Source organism: Noviherbaspirillum sp. (assembly GCF_035254865.1).
Taxonomy (GTDB): Bacteria; Pseudomonadota; Gammaproteobacteria; order Burkholderiales; family Burkholderiaceae_D; genus Noviherbaspirillum.
In genome coordinates, this window is record NZ_DATFAF010000040.1 from 55,317 (window position 1) to 71,363 (window position 16,047).

Here is a 16,047-nt window from a genome sequence, read left to right on the forward strand (position 1 = left end):
AAGCATGTGGTTCACCCGCATCAGTATCGGCAACCCGGTCCTCGCAACCATGATGATGGCGGCGTTCATCGTGCTGGGTTTGTTTTCGTACCAGCGACTGCGCGTCGACCAATTCCCGGACGTGACCTTCCCGGTGGTCGTGGTGCAAACCGACTATCCCGGCGCATCGCCCGAGACCGTCGAGTCCGACATCACCCGCAAGGTGGAAGAGTCGGTCAATACCATCAACGGCATCAAGAACCTGTTCTCCCGCTCGTATGAGGGCAGCTCGGTCGTCATCATCGAATTCGACCTGACCATCGACCCCGCGATGGCTGCGCAGGATGTGCGCGAGAAGGTTGCGATGGTGAAAACCGTGTTCCGCAAGGAGGTCAAGGAGCCGCGCGTGATGCGCTATGACCCGGCCGACCGGCCGATCATTGCCATCTCGGTGACCAATGATGACAAGATCAAGCAACGCGACCTGCGCGACCTGACCACGATCGCCGATCAGGTCGTCAAGAAACGTCTTGAGAACGTGCGTGGCGTCGGCTCAGTCGCCCTGGTGGGCGGCGTCGCACGCGAAATCCAGATCTATGTGAAACCGAGTGAAATGGAAGCGCTCGGCGTCGGCATCGACCAGGTGATGAATGCCCTGCGCAGTGAAAACCAGGAGCTGCCAGCCGGCGCCATCCGTTCGACAGCCGATGAAAAAGTGGTGCAAATCCAAGGCAAGATCAAGAACCCGCAAGACTTCGGCCGCATCATCGTGGCGCGCCGCGGTGGCCAGCCAGTCACGCTGTCGCAGATCGCAACCGTGGTCGATGGCCAGGAAGAGCAGGAAAATCTGGCGCTGTACAATGGCCAGCGCACCCTGGCGCTGACCGTGCTGAAAGCGCAAGGCGAAAACACCATCGATGTGGTGGACGGCATCAAGACCGCGCTCAAGGAGCTGGAACCGCGTCTGAACGCGCTCTATCCCGGCGTCAAGATCGACGTCATCCAGGACAGTTCGCGCCAGATCCGCGTCGGCGTCGACAACGTGCGCCGCACCATGATCGAAGGCGCGGGACTGACCATCCTGATCGTGTTCCTGTTCCTCAATTCCTGGCGCTCGACCGTCATCACCGGCCTGACCTTGCCGGTGGCGATCATCGGCACCTTCCTGTTCATGTACATCTTCGGCTTCACCATCAACATGATCACGCTGATGGCGCTGTCGCTGTGCGTCGGTCTGCTGATCGACGATGCCATCGTGGTGCGTGAAAACATCGTGCGTCATGCCGGCATGAAAGTCCATGGCAGGTTCAAGGACCACAAGACCGCCGCGCTCGACGGCACCGCAGAAATCGGCCTGGCGGTATTGGCAACCACCTTTTCGATCGTCGCGGTGTTCCTGCCGGTGGGCTTCATGGGCGGCATCATCGGGCGCTTCTTCCATCAGTTCGGCGTCACTGTCGTCGCGGCCGTGATGATTTCGATGTTCGTGTCCTTCACGCTCGATCCGATGCTGTCCTCGGTATGGCCGGATCCGGCGGTGCATGGCGAACATGGGGAACGTAAAGGTATCTACGACCGCACCATCGGTCGCGTCCTTGGGCTGTTCGACCGCTTCGTGAAATGGCTGTCGCGGACGTACCAGAGGCTGCTGGACTGGTCGCTCAAGCACCGCATCATGACGCTGGTTATCGCGGTCGCGACCTTCTTCATCGGCTTTGCGATTCCGGCGAGCGGCCTGATCGGCACCGAGTTCGTGCCGCAGGCGGATTATTCGGAAACCGGCGTCACCTACTACACGCCGGTCGGCTCCTCGCTCGAATTCACGGAAACCAAGGCACGCCAGGTGGAAGCCGTGCTGCGCGAATTCCCGGAGGTGCGCGATATCTACACCACCGTCAATACCGGCTCGGCGCAAGGCAAGAACTATGTGACGACTTTCATTCGCCTGGTACCGCGCACGGAGCGCCAGCGCAGCACCGCGCAAATGGCCGTCCCGCTGCGCAATCGCCTATCGCAGGTCGCCGGCATCACGGTAACGCACATCGGCTCCCTCGACGGCGTCGGCGGCGACAACAAGCAAATTCGCCTCAGCCTGCAGGGAACCGACCTGAAAGAACTGAGCAGGCTGAGCGAAGAGGCCATGAACAAGATGCGCGCGATTCCCGGCCTGGTCGATCTCGACTCCAGCCTGAAGGCGGAGAAGCCGACCATTTCGGTGGAGCCCAAGCGCGATATCGGATCCGATCTCGGCGTCGGCGTGGCACAAATCAGCGGTGCCTTGCGTCCCCTGCTCGCAGGCGACGAGACCACGACCTGGCGTGCGCCGGACGACGAAAACTACAACGTCAAGGTGCGCCTCGCGCCATCCGACCGCAACAACACCGAAGATCTTGCGCGCCTGATGCTCGCCAGCTCGCAGAACAACGCCGACGGCACGCCGAAGATGGTGGCCCTGCGCCAGGTCGCCACCATTACCCCGGCGACCGGTGCCAATCAGATCAACCGTCGCGATCTCAACCGCGAAGTCGAGCTGTCGGCCAACGTGGTCAACCGCTCCGCAGGCGAAGTGAGCGCCGACGTCAAGCGCGTTCTGGAAGGAATGAACTGGCAGCCGGGCTATCGCTATCAGATGGGCGGCGCCACCAAGAACATGCAGGAGTCCTTCGGCTATGCCTTGTCCGCGCTGGCGCTGGCCGTGATCTTCATCTACATGATCCTGGCGTCGCAATTCGCCAGCTTCCTGCAGCCGGTGGCGATCATGTCGGCCCTGCCGCTGACACTGATCGGCGTGTTCCTGGCGCTGATGTTCTTCCGCTCGACGCTGAACATGTTCTCCATCATCGGCTTCATCATGCTCATGGGCCTGGTAACCAAGAACGCGATCCTGCTGGTGGACTTTGCCAACCAGGCGCGCAAGGCGGGTGCCGACCGCACCGCCGCATTGCTGGAAGCCGCGCACGTGCGCCTGCGCCCGATCCTGATGACCACGCTGGCCATGGTGTTCGGCATGGTCCCGCTGGCCTTCGGCCTCGGCGAAGGTTCGGAGCAGCGCGCGCCAATGGGACAGGCGGTCATCGGCGGCATTATCACTTCGTCACTGTTGACGCTGGTGGTAGTGCCCGTGATCTATACCTACCTGGACGATTTTGCAACGTGGGTCCGGCGCAAATGGCGCCACGGCGAACCTGACCGGCATCAAGGCGCGCCTGCAACACCGGTGCTGCAGAGCAAAAAAGACGATGCTGTTTGATAAAATGTGGTCTTTCTTCATTAACCCTCGAGTGCCGACATGAATATCGAAAAAGCCCGTTTCAACATGATTGAACAGCAGATCCGCACCTGGGACGTCCTCGATCAGGATGTTCTCGACCTGCTGATGGTGGTCAAGCGCGAAGCCTTTGTGCCGCCCGCCTACAAGAACCTGGCATTCGTGGATACCGAGATCCCGCTGCCGAACGGCGAGCACATGTTCATGCCGAAGGTCGAAGCACGCATCCTGCAGGAACTCGTGATCAAGAAGCATGAGACCGTACTCGAAGTCGGCGCCGGCTCCGGCTACATGGCTGCCCTGCTGGCACACAAGGGGCGCTTTGTGACGACGGTCGAGATCGACCCGACCCTCAAGGCCATGGCACAGAAGAACCTGGCTGACTATGGTGTTGCCAATGTTGAAGTCGCACTGGGCAACGGCGCGCAGGGCTGGGCCAATGCCGGCTCCGACGCTCCCTACGACGTGATCGTGATCTCGGGTTCGCTGCCGGTATTGCCGGATACCTTCCTCAAGCAGATCAAGGTCGGCGGACGCATCTTCGCCATCGTCGGCGAATCGCCCGCGATGTCGGCGCAAATCATTACGCGCCTGTCGGACACGGCGTACAACACCATCAAGATTTTCGAAACCGACGTCAAGCCGCTGCGCGAAGCGCTGACGCCGTCGCATTTCGTGTTCTAAGGATTGTTCATGCAAACCATCACCGCACCGGATCTGGCCGCCTGGCTCGCAGACGAATCGCGCGCCAAACCGGTGCTGCTCGATGTGCGCGAACCATGGGAATTCCAGACTTGCCACATCGAGGGCTCGCTGCCGATGCCGATGAACTCGGTACCGGCCCGTCTGCAGGAACTCGACGATGACGCACCGATCGTCTGCGTTTGCCATCACGGCGGACGCAGCATGTCGGTCGCCTCCTTCCTCGAGCGTAACGGCTTTACCCAGGTCATCAACCTGACCGGCGGCGTCCATGCCTGGGCGCAGCAGGTCGACGGCTCGATGCCTACCTATTAACCCTTGTCTGATCGACTCCATCGGAGAACTGAATGCGGAATTCCGTTATCGCCACGCTGATTGCCGGCTCTTTCCTCTCAATGAATGCGCACGCCATCAATCTGCTGCAGGTGTATCAGGAAGCGCTCGCCAACGATGCACCGTACGCCAGCGCACGCGCATCGCTGTCCGCCGGCCAGGAGAAATCGACACAAGGGCGCGCAGGCTTGCTTCCCACGGTCGGTGTCGGCGGAAGCTATAGCCGGTCCAACCTGGATGCCACCGCGGGCGACATCGCCTCCGCCCGCGACTTCAATACCAATAGCTATACGGTATCGCTGTCGCAACCGCTGTTTCGCCTTGCAAACTGGGAACAGTACCAGCAAGGCAAGCTGTCCGTCGCCGTAAGCGAAGCGCAATTCGCGCAAGCGCAGCAGGACCTGATCGTCCGCGTCGCGCAAGCCTACTTCGATGTCCTGTCCGCGCAGGATGCTCTGGGATCGGTACAGGCTCAGAAGACCGCGATTACCGAACAACTCGCATCGGCCAAGCGCAATTTCGAAGTCGGCACCGCCACCATCACCGACACACATGAAGCGCAAGCACGCTACGATCTGGCAGTGGCACAGGAATTCGCCGCACAGAACGATCTCGAAATCAAGCGCACCGCGCTGCAACAGATTATCGGCAAACCCGCCGGCGACCTGGCAACATTGCGCCCCGGCGTGAAATTGACCGCTCCCGAGTCTGCCGTTGTCGATAAATGGGTGCAAAGCGCGGAACAACAAAACTACGGCGTCGTCGGACAGCAGCTCGGACTGGAAATCGCGCAGCGCGAGATCAAGCGCAATCGCGCCGGCCACTTTCCCACACTCGATCTGGTCGCCAGCCGCAACCACACCAATCAGACCGGTAGCGCGCTCAGTCCGGTTGGCGGCGTTTCCGACACCAATACCGTCGGCGTGCAATGGGCGATCCCCTTGTTCGCCGGATTTGCCGTCGACAGCAAGGTGCGCGAATCGATCGCGCTGGAAGACAAGGCCCGCTCCGATCTCGAGAACGCACGCCGCGTCGCCGCCCAGGGTGCGCGTCAGGCTTTCCTCGGTGTGCACGCCGGCCTCGCACAGGTCAAGGCGCTCGAAGCAGCGGAAATCTCGAGCCAGTCAGCGCTCGAATCCAACCGGCTCGGCTACCAGGTCGGCGTGCGGATCAATATCGATGTGTTGAATGCGCAACAGCAGTTGTATTCCACCCGCAAGGATCTTGCCAAGGCACGCTATGACACCATCGTCAACGGCCTGCGCCTGAAATCCGCTGCCGGCACCTTGAAGGAAGAAGATCTGGTGCAGATCAACGCTTTGCTGAATCAGTAAGCGCGGTAACCGCCATGGCGCCTGAAGAGCCGTTCAGCCGCCATGAACCGCTCCTGGCCGCTCCAGCAAGAGCTGGCATTACTCAGGGCGAAAATGACTCGGACTCGCGCAAGGCCACCCGGTTGTTGAGAAAGTCTGCCATCAGTTCCGGCAGCTGCGGCTCGGAAAAATAGTAGCCTTGCATGATGTCGCAACCGGCATTGCGCAGGAATTCAAGCTGGAAGCCGGTCTCCACACCCTCTGCAACGACGGATAATCCCAGGCCATGCGCCATGGCGATGATGGCGGACGTGATTGCTTCGTCGTCGCGATCGCCGGGAATGCCATGCACGAAAGTGCGGTCGATCTTGACCTGATCGATGGGGAATCGCTTCAGGTAGGCCATCGATGAATAGACTGGAGGGTCCTTGGTCTGGCGCGCGGAGAGGTTGACCGACACCTGAATTGCACCAAGGCCCGCCTCTCGCCATGCCGCCACCTGCCGGTAGGCCGCGCGCAGCGTCTAGCGCCCGATCGGCACGATGAGGCCGCTGTCCTCTGCCACCGGGATGAATTCATTCGGACTGACCATGCCCAGCTCGGGATGTTGCCAGCGCAGCAGAGCCTTCAGCCCGACCAGCTTGCCATCGCTCAGCCGGATTTGCGGTTGGTAGTACAGCGCCAGTTCGCCGCGTTCGAGCGCCTTGCTCAGCTTGGTTTCGAGCGACAGTCGCTTCTGGACGCGCTGGTCGAGTTCAGGATGGAATTTCTCGCAGGCGTTCTTGCCCTTGCCCTTGGCCTGGTACATCGCGGTATCGGCGTTTCGCGTGAGGGTTTCCAGGTCGCCCGCATCGTCGGGAAACATGCTGATGCCGATGCTCGCGGTGACGTAAATCTCGTTCACATCCACGTCGAAAGGCGCTGCCAGCGTCGCAAGGATTTTTTCCGCCACCGAAGCGCTGTCGCTTCCGGTGGCGACGTCGAGAATGACCGCGAACTCGTCACCGCCGATACGGCAAATGACATCGCCGCGCCGCATGCATTCAAGCAGGCGTTGCGCCACCACAGCAGCAGGTCGCCGCTGTGGTGGCCCAGGGTGTCGTTGACGATCTTGAAGTTATCGAGATCGAGCAGCAGCAATCCGATGCTGCCGCCGGATTGATTCACTTCCGCCAGCGCCGATGAACGTCTTTCGTTGAAAGCATGCCGATTCGGCAGCCCGGTTACTGGATCGATATGGGCAAGGTAGTGAAGATGCGCCTCGGCGCTTTTGACCACCCTGCGCATGCGTGCCACCAGCAGGTAGGCGACCGCGAGCGAGCCCAACGCGACCATCAACGTCAATCCGGCGTAGCTGGCCAGGCGGGCGTACAGTTGACCCAGGTTGGCGCGCAAAACGACATAGCCGATGCCGCGCCCATCGATGTCGATGCGTCTCGCCAGTACCACGTGATCGAAGCGGAATTCATGACCTGCCTCGACCAGTGAAAGCGGCGGCGCCTGGACCGGCTCGGCGCCATCCCGACGGTAGGACGCCAGCTGCTTGCCCTCGAGGTTGAATATGCCGGCGGCCTGGATGGCAGGCGATGCGTCGAGTATCGCGAGCGTTTCGGTGCTGGCCTGGCTATCGTTGAAGAGGAGTGCCGCTGTGCTGTTTTCGCTGATGATCCTGGCCTGCACCCCGATGTCTTCGATCAAGGTCCTGCGCAAGGCGAGGAACTGAAACAGGATCAGCAGAAAGCTGGCCACCAGCAGCGCGGTTGCCGCTGTCGCCAGATTGGCAAGGGTCATCCAGCGGCCGATCCGCGATGAGCCGATTGAAGGCAGCTTGCTCATTGCACCGTCCGCGCCAAACGCAGCAACTTGGAGCTCAATACCAGGCGCGCCTGCCGCGCGGCGCGCAGGTTGATGTCGAACACGATCCGATTTTGTTCGGCTGACAATGCGATGATGCTTCCGTCATGCGCTATTTCTTTGTCATCCGTGATCGTGAGCACGCTGGAATCCGCGAGCACCTTCCTGATGTCGCTCCAGCGTTCACGGTCGCTGCTGTCGAGGAACAATACCTGGCAGCCGCGCAGGCCGCCTACTGTGTCGACTTGCCTGATGACGATGCGCTTACCCTTGATCGATTTCTCTCTCAGGCCCCCGAGCGGTTGGCGAAGCGCGCTCATCGGATTGATGCAGATATTCATGGCGCCACCTTCAAAAGCAAGTTCAGCCGGCCACTCGGTGAACAGCGCGAAGTTATAAACGAACGCGGCCTTCAGTTCGTACTCGGGTACCGGTTGCGCGGACAGGCCCAGCGGCAGCAGCAACAGTGCAGCCGTCAGACATCCTGCCATGCAGCGTTTCAGCCCGCGCTTCATATCAGAAGTCGATAAGCAGCTTGAGACGAAGCGTGCGTCCGTCCTGCGCGATCGCATCCTGTACGTGCCCTTCGGCGCCGGGGTCGGCGTAACGCCGATCGAACAGGTTGTAGGCGCTTGCCGACAACTCCACGCCGGCGCGCGAGCCGAGTTGGAAGGCCGGCGCGGACAGATTGAGTTTTGCCAGATGGCGCGGCGAGTTGGCAAGCTCGGTATCGGTCAGCTCATCGCGGGTTATCTGCCAGCCATAGCTCGTCCGCAGCCGTGTGCCGCCGTTCCAGGCGTTTTCAAATTCAAGCTTCGCGCCGTGCGCTCTCGCACGCGACAGATTCCTGAACATGAGCAGTCCGTCGGAGGGATCCATGGTTTGTGTAATGAGGTCCGATACCGTGTTCCGGAATAAGGACGCGGTGATACGCGCATCGACCGCAAGATGATGCTCCGCGATCAATTCGTAAGTGCGGATGCGCTCGGCCTTCAGGGCCGGGTTGGATTTCTGCCCTCCTGCGCTGTGAACCTCATAGTACATTTCATAAGCGTTCGGCGCGCGAAATGCAGTGCCGTACAAGGCCTTGAGCGTCGTGGCCGGCGCCGCCTTGTAGATCAGCGCAAGCCGGGGATTGAAGGTGCCGTCGGTCGAAGAATTATGGTCATAGCGAATGCCGGCGTTGAGCAGCAGGTCATTGCGCAGCGTCATTTCGCCCTGCAGGTACACGCCTGCCCGTCCTGCGGTCATCCAGGTGGACCGAATAGGGATCAAGGTCGAAGTTGAGCTGATCGCGCCGATAGTCCTGCTGATACTCGACGCCGCCTATCAGCTTGTGGTCTGCATATCGCGTCGCCATTAGTTTCGCCTCGGCGCCCCACCAGCGCGCTCCCGCGCCATCGCGGTTGATGGTCAACGGTGGATAATCGTAGGCATAATCGCCGCGATAGTCATACCGGCCACCGTACAGGCGGGATGAAAACTCGCTGCAGTCAGCAAGCGTGGTCCGATAGCCGAAGTCGATGACACTCTGCGTATCCACGCTATGCGAGCGCGGGTCATTGAATGCCTGGCTGAACGACGCCGTCGGAATTCCCTTGGTGCGCTCGCTGCGCGCCGCGGACAGGCTGAATGGTCCGAGCGCCCCCTTGACGAACACGCTATTGCCACGGTCGTAGTCGAGATTCCGGGCGATGCCGTTATTGGTCGCCGGCGAATCGAATTCGCGGAAGTGCAGATCGCGGCCGCGCTTGGTGATGATATTGATGACGCCAAAGAAGGCATTGGCGCCGTAGATCGAAGAGCCCGGACCGGGCACGAACTCCACGCGTTCGATCAGATCGACGTCCAGCATGAATTCGCTGCCGATCGAGGCCTGGTCATACAGCACATCATTGTTGCGAACGCCATCCACCAGCAGCAGGAAACACGTGTTTTAATCCCCGGACGCAAGAAGCCGCGCGCGCCCAGGTAACTGTAATTGCGGTCAGTGGTGACATACAGGCCGCGCATGCTGCGCAGGATATCGGCCGCGGAGACGACCGACACGGCCGACGGCGCGCACTGACCTTTTGCACGAACTTCGATGCGCTATAGACTTCGAGGGTGAGAAGTTGCTCGATCGGTAGTGTCGCAAGATCAAACTCGCTCGACACGGCCCATGCATCACCGTGCCCCGCCATTGCAACAGTAACCGCGCAAAGGCCGGCGATACGTCGCAGCGGAAGCGACGGCAAGGAACAAATCAACTGGTTCGGCATGTTCTCCACCCTTGCTCGAATTGGCGTGCGCGCCCCGTCAGGGACTGCGCCATTCGGTCACTTCCGCAATGTGACGGAGGTATTTACAAAAGATGCCGGGCGAGAATATTTTACCCGAGTCCGTTGCTCGGAATTACGAAAACTGAATCCGCTTCCGACAAGCTGGCGCTGTCGGCACAGTACCGACGCATTCGGTAGCATTTTGTCTACCGATTTGAAAGTACAAACAGGATCGAAAAGTTTTCGATAAAATAAGTAAGGTTTGCTTACAATTCAACCGATCGTGCGGGGCTTTCCGGCCTGAAGTCCCCTCTTCCGGAATTTTCCCTGGTCTTACCGTCCGACCGTCATAACGACGGAGGCCTTCTTATTGTTCTGCGAGTTACTTATGACTTCAGTGAGCCGTTTTTCAGCAGTTGTCGCAATTATATTGATGGTGTTCGGCCTGACCGGATGTGGTGAGAAGAACGCGGCCGCGCAGGCACCCGGCCCCGGCATGCCGCCGCCCGAAGTATCGGTCGTGACGGTCGCGCCCGAGCGCATTGTCATGACAACAGAGCTGCCCGGACGGCTGGAAGCAACGCGTGTCGCGCAGGTTCGCGCACGCGTGCCCGGCATCGTGCTCAAGCGAATCTTCCAGGAAGGCAGCGACGTGAAGGCGGGCGAGGTCTTGTTCCAGATCGATCCGGCACCCTTTCAGGCCACCTACAACAGTGCGCAAGCGTCGTTGGCCCGAGCCGAAGCCAATCAGGCCCAGGCCAACCTGAAAGTGCAGCGTTACAAGCCGCTGGTCGACACCAATGCCATCAGCAAGCAGGAATATGACGACGCACTGACCGCGCAGAAGCAGACCGCCGCCGACGTGGCAGCGGCCAAGGCTGCTGTCGAGACCGCACGACTGAATCTCGGCTATGCCACCGTCAAGGCGCCCATCTCCGGCCGCATCGGCCGCGCACTGGTCACCGAAGGCGCGCTGGTCGGTCAAGGCGAGGCAACTCCGCTGGCAATGATCCAACAGGTTGATCCCATCTATGTCAACTTGACGCAATCCGCGTCCGAATTGATGCAGCTTCGGCGCGCGATGGAGAGCGGCCAGCTCAAGCGCGTCGGACCGGATCAGGCGAAAGTGACCCTGGTCATGGAAGACGGCACCGCGTATTCCCACTCCGGCAAATTGCTGTTCTCCGACATGAGCGTCGATGAAGGTACCGGCGCCGTCACCCTGCGCGCCAAGTTCCCCAATCCCGATCGCTTCCTGCTCCCCGGCATGTATGCGCGGGCACGACTGGAACAGGCGGTTGACGAAAAGGCCATTACGGTCCCGCAACAGGCTGTCATCCGCAACCAGGACGAAGCGTCGGTCATGCTGGTCGGCTCCGACGGCAAGGTGAGCACCCGAACCATCAAGACCGGCTCTGCCCAGAATGACAAATGGATCGTGCTGCAAGGCTTGAAGGCGGGTGATCAGGTCATCGTCGAAGGTCTTCAGAAAGCCAAACCCGGCGCCAGCGTGAAGCCGGTGCCGTGGAAGAATTCCGCAACCGGCACGGACGCCGGTGCAGCATCGGGCGCTACTTCAAGCGCTGGTTCAAGCACTGCTTCGCAGCCCGCAAAAAAACCTTAAGCAAGGAATCCGCCAGATGGCAAAGTTCTTTATTGACCGCCCCGTATTCGCTTGGGTGATCGCGCTCTTCATCCTGCTGGCGGGCTCGATCTCGATCACCCACTTGCCGATTTCCCAGTACCCGACCATCGCACCGCCGTCGGTCGTTGTCACGGCGACGTACCCGGGTGCATCGGCCCGCACGCTCGACGATAGCGTCACCAGCCTGATCGAACAGGAAATGAACGGCGCGGACGGTCTGCAATACATCGAGTCGCAAAGCCAGGCGAACGGCCAGGCGCAGATCACCGTCACCTTCCTCCCTGGCACCAATCCCGACCTCGCCGCAGTCGATGTGCAGAACCGCATCAAGCGTGTCGAGTCGCGCCTGCCGCAAGCGGTTGCGCAGCAGGGCGTGCAGGTGACCAAGGCGCGCAGCAACTTCCTGCTGTTCACCACCCTTTCCTCCACCGATGGCCGGCTGGATCCGGTGGCGCTGGGCGATTACCTGTCGCGCAATGTCTTGAACGAAATCAAGCGCATTCCCGGCGTCGGCGACGCCACGCTGTTCGGTACCGAACACGCAATGCGCATCTGGATCGATCCCGCCAAGCTGGTCGGCTTCAAGCTGACCCCGGCCGACGTCGCCGCCGCGATCCGCGCGCAGAATGCGCAGGTCGCGTCCGGCACGCTGGGCGACACGCCGAACCAGAACTCGCAGCAGATCACCGCCCAGGTGGTGGTGAGCGGTCAGCTCGCGACGCCCGAACAGTTCGGCGACATCGTGTTGCGCGCCAGCGCGAGCGGCGCCACGGTCCGCCTGCGCGACGTGGCCCGCATCGAACTCGGCGGCCAGGCCTATGCCACGTCGGCCCGGTTGGATGGCAAGCCGACCTCGGCCATCGGCGTGCTGCTCTCACCGACCGCCAATGCACTCGAAACAGCCAAGGCGGTGCGCGCGAAGATGGAGGAACTCTCGCGTTATTTCCCGGCCGGCGTCAAATACGATATTCCCTACGACACCTCGCTCTTCGTGCAGATTTCCATCGAGGAAGTGGTCAAGACCCTGCTTGAAGCCATCGTGCTGGTGTTCCTGGTGATGTATCTGTTCCTGCAGAACATCCGCTACACGCTGATCCCGACCATCGTCGTGCCGGTGGCATTGATGGGCACCTTTGCGGTGATGTCCGCCTTCGGTTTTTCGATCAACGTACTGACCATGTTCGGCATGGTGCTGGCAGTCGGTATCCTGGTCGATGACGCCATCGTGGTGGTGGAGAACGTCGAACGCATCATGAGCGAGGAAGGCTTGCCGCCGCGTCAGGCAACCCGCAAGGCCATGGGCCAGATCACCGGCGCGATTATCGGTATCGTGCTGGTACTTGTCGCGGTGTTCATTCCGATGGCCTTCTTCGGCGGCGCGGTCGGTGCGATCTATCGCCAGTTCTCGCTGTCGATGGTCTCGTCGATGCTGTTCTCGGCGCTGATGGCGCTGTCGCTGACCCCCGCGCTCTGCGCGACGCTGCTCAAGCCGGTCGAGGCGGGTCACCATCATGAAAAGAAAGGTTTCTTCGGCTGGTTCAATCGCGGCTTCCACCGGACGGCAAACAACTATCAAAGTCTGGTCGGACGGATGCTTGGCAAGACCGGCCGCTACATGGCGATCTATGGCGTCATCATCGCCTGCGTCGCGTTTCTGTATGCGAGACTGCCCTCGTCCTTCCTGCCGATCGAAGACCAGGGCTATCTGATTACCAACGTGCAGCTGCCGCCGGGTGCGAGCGTCAACCGCACGCTGGACGTCATCAAGCAGGTCGAAAATTATTACCTGAAGCAATCGCCGATCCAGCATACGGTCGCCGTGACCGGCTTCAGCTTCTCCGGCAGCGGCCAGAACGCCGGCCTGGTGTTTACGCCGCTGAAGGACTGGAGCGAGCGTGGTAAAGGAGATTCGGCAACCGAGATTGCCGGCCGCGCATTCGGCGCGCTGTCGCAAATCCGCGATGCCATCATCTTCCCGGTCAACCCGCCGCCGATTCGCGAACTCGGCAATGCAACCGGCTTCACCTTCCGCCTGCAGGACCGCGGCGGCCTCGGCCATGAAGCGCTGCTGACCGCACGCAACCAGTTGCTGGGCATGGCCGCGAAGAACCCGGCATTGCAAGGCGTGCGCCCCGAAGGACTGGAAGACACGCCGCAGCTGGAACTGCGCATCGACCGTGACAAGGCCAACGCGCTTGGCGTTACTTTCGCCGACATCAACAGCACCTTGTCGAATGCCTTCGGCTCGGCCTATCTGAATGACTTCCCCAGCGCGGGCCGGCAACAGCGCGTGATCCTGCAAGCGGATTCGCCAGAACGGATGCAGCCGCAGGATCTGCTGAACCTGTATGTGCGCAATACGCAAGGCACGATGGTGCCATTCTCGGCGTTCGCCAGCACGAAATGGGATACCGGCCCGGTGCAACTGATTCGCTACAACGGTTATCCGGCAATGAAGATTTCCGGCGATGCAGCGCCGGGACGGAGCACCGGCGAGGCGATGGCCGAAATGGAAAAAATGGCTCAGCAACTGCCGGCCGGCTTCGGCTACGAATGGACCGGCGGCTCGCGCGAAGAAAAGACATCCGGCTCGCAAGCGCCCGCGCTGTTCGCGCTGTCGCTGATCGCGGTATTCCTGGTGCTGGCAGCATTGTATGAAAGCACCTCGATTCCGCTCTCGGTATTGCTGGTGGTGCCGCTCGGCGTGCTCGGTGCCCTGCTCGGCGCGACCTTGCGTGGCATGCCGGACGATGTGTACTTCAAGGTCGGCCTGATTGCCATCATCGGCCTGTCGGCGAAGAACGCGATTCTGATCATCGAATTCGCGAAAGACCTGCAGGCACAAGGCAGACCGCTGATCGACGCCACCCTGGAAGCGGTTCACTTGCGTTTCCGCCCGATCATCATGACCTCGCTCGCATTCATTCTCGGCGTGCTGCCGCTGGCGATCGCGACCGGCGCCGGTTCCGCAAGCCAGCGCGCGATCGGCACAGGCGTGATGGGCGGCATGATCACCGCCACGGTGCTGGCGGTCGTTCTGGTGCCGGTGTTCTTCGTCGTGGTGCGCAAGGTCTTCAAGGGCAGCGAACGGCAACGACAGATGTACGCCGCACACATGCAACAGGAGAACAATGATGATTAAGCGATTGACACTATCGCTGGCAGCCGCGGGCCTGGTCGCCGGATGTTCGCTTGCGCCGACCTTCCATCGGCCGGATGCGCCGATCGCCACCGTCTACCCGGTCGAGACCGGCCAGGCCGCCGACAATGCGGCTGCGATCGGCTGGCGCGAGTTCTTTCCGGATCAGCGGCTGCAAGCCCTGATCGAGACTGCGCTGGCCAACAACCGCGACCTGCGCATTGCGGCCTTGCGCATCGAGGAAGCGCGCGCCCAGTACAACATCCAGTCCGCCGACCTGCTGCCGACGCTGAACGCCGCCGCTGGCGGCGCGCGCTCGCGCACTCCCGCCAGCCTGTCCCTGAACGGCAGATCGACCGTCACCAGCAGCTATCAGGTCGGCCTCAGCCTGGCATCCTTCGAGCTGGATTTCTTCGGTCGCGTGCGCAGCCTGAACGACGCCGCGCTGGCGCAATACCTGGCCACGGAAGAGGCGGCACAGGCGGCAAGGATTTCGCTGGTTTCCGAAGTCGCGAAAGCCTATCTGGCCGAGCGCGCTTTTGCCGAGCAATACGAGCTCGCCCGCAAGACCGTCGAAAGCCGCGATGAAGCCTACAAGCTCGCCAAGCAGCGCTTCGATGTCGGCGCATCCTCTGCGCTCGACCTGCGTCAGAATGAAATCCTGGTGCAGACCGCCCGCGCCTCGCTCGCCACACTCACCCGGCAACGCGCCCAGGCGGTGAACGCGCTAACCCTGCTGGTAGGCACACCGCTGACAAACCTGCCGGCGGCGCAGTCGCTCGACTCGCAAGACATCGTCACTGATATTCCGGCGGGTCTGCCCTCGGACCTGCTGATACGCCGGCCGGATATCCGCTCCGCCGAACAGCGCTTGAAAGCTGCCAACGCGAACATCGGTGCCGCACGCGCCGCCTTCTTCCCGCGCATTTCACTGACCGCGGGCATCGGCACTGCCAGCAATGCGCTGGATGGATTGTTTGAAGCAGGCTCACGCACCTGGTCGTTCGCGCCACAGTTGCTGCTGCCGATCTTCGATGCGGGCCGCAACAGCGCCAGCCTCAGCCTGGCCGAAGTGCGCAACAACGTCGCCGTGGCGGAGTACGAAAAGAGCATCCAGACCGCATTTCGCGAGGTCGCTGATGCCCTCACTGCACGCAGCACACTCGAGGAACAGATCGAAGCACAACGCGCCGTGCAAGTCGCACAGGCAGAACGCCTGAAGCTGGCCGACCTGCGTTATCAGAACGGCGTCGCCAGTTCGCTGGATGTGCTCGACGCCCAACGCGAACTGTTCTCCGCCGAGCAGGCACTGGTGCAGGCGAGGTTGCTGCGCCTGACGAATGCCATCGATCTCTATCGGGCGCTTGGAGGTGGTACAGGGGAAACCGGCGCGAAAGCGTCGGGCAAACAGGACTAGAGGGTGTTATGAACCTTGACCCAGCATGGCAGCGGCCTTACTGAGCATGAGACATGCGAAGGCGACGAAATGAAGTCCTGCCAGCGTGTCGGCAAGCCGCTCATAGTCGCGCGCCAGGCGGCGAAAGCGAGCCGCC

Annotated in this window: 13 protein-coding genes and 1 pseudogene; 7 read left to right on the forward strand and 7 right to left on the reverse strand. The window is 61.3% G+C overall.

Going from position 1 to position 16,047, the window contains the following annotated elements; translation table 11 throughout:
* The first annotated feature begins 4 nt into the window (after positions 1–4).
* Genes VJ651_RS10545 through VJ651_RS10560 form a run of 4 tightly spaced genes read left to right on the forward strand, consistent with a single transcriptional unit; the run spans position 5 to position 5,616 of the window.
* A complete protein-coding gene (locus VJ651_RS10545; RefSeq protein ID WP_324107415.1) occupies positions 5–3,229 on the forward strand; it encodes an efflux RND transporter permease subunit in 3,225 nt (1,074 codons plus the stop codon).
* 39 nt (positions 3,230–3,268) lie between these two features.
* A complete protein-coding gene (locus VJ651_RS10550; RefSeq protein ID WP_324107416.1) occupies positions 3,269–3,931 on the forward strand; it encodes a protein-L-isoaspartate O-methyltransferase in 663 nt (220 codons plus the stop codon).
* Positions 3,932–3,940: 9 nt separating this feature from the next.
* Positions 3,941–4,264, forward strand: coding sequence for a rhodanese-like domain-containing protein (locus VJ651_RS10555; RefSeq protein WP_324107417.1), 324 nt, complete (start codon positions 3,941–3,943; stop codon positions 4,262–4,264).
* A 32-nt stretch (positions 4,265–4,296) separates the two neighbouring features.
* Positions 4,297–5,616: a TolC family outer membrane protein gene (locus VJ651_RS10560; RefSeq protein WP_324107418.1), complete on the forward strand. Its 1,320-nt coding sequence runs from the start codon at positions 4,297–4,299 to the stop codon at positions 5,614–5,616.
* A gap of 82 nt (positions 5,617–5,698) precedes the next feature.
* Here VJ651_RS10560 and VJ651_RS10565 read toward each other — a convergent pair whose 3' ends face one another.
* From VJ651_RS10565 to VJ651_RS10590, 6 genes are all read right to left on the reverse strand, one after another.
* Positions 5,699–6,055, reverse strand: coding sequence for an EAL domain-containing protein (locus tag VJ651_RS10565; RefSeq protein ID WP_324107419.1), 357 nt, complete (start codon positions 6,053–6,055; stop codon positions 5,699–5,701).
* Positions 6,056–6,118: 63 nt separating this feature from the next.
* Complete coding sequence (locus VJ651_RS10570; protein ID WP_324107428.1) at positions 6,119–6,607, reverse strand: EAL domain-containing protein; 489 nt, start codon at positions 6,605–6,607, stop codon at positions 6,119–6,121.
* Positions 6,496–7,431: a CHASE sensor domain-containing protein gene (locus VJ651_RS10575; RefSeq protein ID WP_324107420.1), complete on the reverse strand. Its 936-nt coding sequence runs from the start codon at positions 7,429–7,431 to the stop codon at positions 6,496–6,498. Before VJ651_RS10575 ends, VJ651_RS10570 begins: the two co-directional genes overlap by 112 nt.
* Positions 7,428–7,940, reverse strand: coding sequence for a YfiR family protein (locus tag VJ651_RS10580; RefSeq protein WP_324107421.1), 513 nt, complete (start codon positions 7,938–7,940; stop codon positions 7,428–7,430). Before VJ651_RS10580 ends, VJ651_RS10575 begins: the two co-directional genes overlap by 4 nt.
* Before the next feature lie 25 nt (positions 7,941–7,965).
* Positions 7,966–8,700 carry a TonB-dependent receptor plug domain-containing protein gene (locus tag VJ651_RS10585; RefSeq protein ID WP_324107422.1) on the reverse strand — a complete coding sequence of 245 codons (735 nt, stop codon included), beginning with the start codon at positions 8,698–8,700 and terminating at the stop codon, positions 7,966–7,968.
* Complete coding sequence (locus VJ651_RS10590) at positions 8,645–9,364, reverse strand: TonB-dependent receptor plug domain-containing protein (protein ID WP_324107423.1); 720 nt, start codon at positions 9,362–9,364, stop codon at positions 8,645–8,647. The genes VJ651_RS10585 and VJ651_RS10590 overlap by 56 nt, the downstream gene beginning before the upstream one ends.
* 734 nt (positions 9,365–10,098) lie before the next feature.
* Here VJ651_RS10590 and VJ651_RS10595 point away from each other — a divergent pair.
* From VJ651_RS10595 to VJ651_RS10605, 3 genes are read left to right on the forward strand one after another with little or no spacing between them, the layout of a single operon-like run.
* The gene (locus VJ651_RS10595; protein WP_324107424.1) at positions 10,099–11,334 is read left to right on the forward strand and encodes an efflux RND transporter periplasmic adaptor subunit; all 1,236 of its coding nucleotides are present in this window, start codon (positions 10,099–10,101) and stop codon (positions 11,332–11,334) included.
* Positions 11,335–11,350: 16 nt separating this feature from the next.
* Positions 11,351–14,497 carry an efflux RND transporter permease subunit gene (locus VJ651_RS10600; protein WP_324107425.1) on the forward strand — a complete coding sequence of 1,049 codons (3,147 nt, stop codon included), beginning with the start codon at positions 11,351–11,353 and terminating at the stop codon, positions 14,495–14,497.
* The gene (locus VJ651_RS10605) at positions 14,490–15,911 is read left to right on the forward strand and encodes an efflux transporter outer membrane subunit (protein ID WP_324107426.1); all 1,422 of its coding nucleotides are present in this window, start codon (positions 14,490–14,492) and stop codon (positions 15,909–15,911) included. The genes VJ651_RS10600 and VJ651_RS10605 overlap by 8 nt, the downstream gene beginning before the upstream one ends.
* Before the next feature lie 6 nt (positions 15,912–15,917).
* Here VJ651_RS10605 and VJ651_RS10610 read toward each other — a convergent pair.
* Positions 15,918–16,047, reverse strand: a pseudogene (locus VJ651_RS10610) (IS5/IS1182 family transposase); the annotation flags it as partial.

What these genes read in the sequence shown, in the direction of transcription:
- VJ651_RS10550 (WP_324107416.1), top strand. Translation starts at nt 3,269, where the DNA reads ATGAATATCGAAAAAGCCCGTTTCAACATGATTGAACAGCAGATCCGC.
- VJ651_RS10560 (WP_324107418.1), top strand. Translation starts at nt 4,297, where the DNA reads ATGCGGAATTCCGTTATCGCCACGCTGATTGCCGGCTCTTTCCTCTCA.
- VJ651_RS10575 (WP_324107420.1), bottom strand. Translation starts at nt 7,431, where the DNA reads ATGAGCAAGCTGCCTTCAATCGGCTCATCGCGGATCGGCCGCTGGATG.
- VJ651_RS10580 (WP_324107421.1), bottom strand. Translation starts at nt 7,940, where the DNA reads ATGGCAGGATGTCTGACGGCTGCACTGTTGCTGCTGCCGCTGGGCCTG.
- VJ651_RS10605 (WP_324107426.1), top strand. Translation starts at nt 14,490, where the DNA reads ATGATTAAGCGATTGACACTATCGCTGGCAGCCGCGGGCCTGGTCGCC.
- VJ651_RS10555 (WP_324107417.1), top strand. Translation starts at nt 3,941, where the DNA reads ATGCAAACCATCACCGCACCGGATCTGGCCGCCTGGCTCGCAGACGAA.
- VJ651_RS10585 (WP_324107422.1), bottom strand. Translation starts at nt 8,700, where the DNA reads ATGACCGCAGGACGGGCAGGCGTGTACCTGCAGGGCGAAATGACGCTG.
- VJ651_RS10545 (WP_324107415.1), top strand. Translation starts at nt 5, where the DNA reads ATGTGGTTCACCCGCATCAGTATCGGCAACCCGGTCCTCGCAACCATG.
- VJ651_RS10595 (WP_324107424.1), top strand. Translation starts at nt 10,099, where the DNA reads ATGACTTCAGTGAGCCGTTTTTCAGCAGTTGTCGCAATTATATTGATG.
- VJ651_RS10600 (WP_324107425.1), top strand. Translation starts at nt 11,351, where the DNA reads ATGGCAAAGTTCTTTATTGACCGCCCCGTATTCGCTTGGGTGATCGCG.